The sequence below is a fragment of the Methylobacterium sp. WL18 genome, assembly GCF_008040015.1.
GTDB classification, from domain to species: Bacteria; Pseudomonadota; Alphaproteobacteria; order Rhizobiales; family Beijerinckiaceae; genus Methylobacterium; species Methylobacterium mesophilicum.
In genome coordinates, this window is the sequence record NZ_VRVD01001105.1 from 1 (window position 1) to 843 (window position 843).

Here is an 843-nt window from a genome sequence, read left to right on the forward strand (position 1 = left end):
GGGGTCGGTGGTGAGCAGGATCCCGTCCGGGCCGGTCTCGGCGTCGAGCCAGTCGGCCCCGGCGTCGAGAGCCATGCGCCGGGCGGTGCCGACATGGGCCTCCGGGCCTTGCAGCGCCACATCGATCACCCGCAGCGTCAGCCCCGCGAGCGCGCCGGATCCTTCCAGGGCCCGGATCGCCGCCACCGTGCCGTCGGTGCAGTTGTTGGCGAGAACCACCACCCGCAGCGGCGCGCGGTCGGAAAAGCCCTCTTGCCGGGCCAGGGAGGCGAGCAGGCGCGGCAGCCGCTCCGCCTCGTTGCGGGCGGGGATGCACACGACGCAGGGCCTGGCGATCGGGGTGGCGGTTGCGCGGGTCATGATAGCTAGTCTTCCCAACCTCATCCGCGCGCTAGACGCAGTGTTTCTGCCGTCCCCGGCACGCGTGTGGGCGTCACGGGTCTGTGGCGCCGGCCGAGGCGCGGGTCGGATCTCCCGTCCGGGCTCGGATGCTGACCCATCTGGTCTTGGATCGCCTCCGGCTGGACAGGAGATCCACGCCAGACCTGATCCCCGCCCTTCCTCCCCCCTTTGCGGGGGAGGGTGGCCCCTGCGTCAGCAGGGGTCGGGAGAGGGGAGCGACGCTTCCGAAAAGGTCGCGGACGCCTAATCCATCCTGCATCGTCGCGCTGCCCCTCTCCCGACCCGGCCTGACGGCCGGCCTACCCTCCCCCACAGAAGGGGGGAGGGAGAGCGCGGCGGGCGATGGCGCCTACATCCGGACGACGGCGTGTGAACATCCCGGCCCGCTCTGCCAGGCAGGCCCCCGCCGGTCTCCGTTACGCCCGCCCGCCGGCCACCCGC

The 843-nt window shown here is 72.8% G+C and carries 1 protein-coding gene; it reads right to left on the reverse strand.

Going from position 1 to position 843, the window contains the following annotated elements; genetic code table 11:
• Nucleotides 1-360: glycosyltransferase family A protein (locus FV228_RS31170; RefSeq protein ID WP_147857914.1), on the reverse strand; the 360-nt coding region annotated here is incomplete at its 3' end.
• Between the last annotated feature and the right edge of the window lie 483 nt (nucleotides 361-843).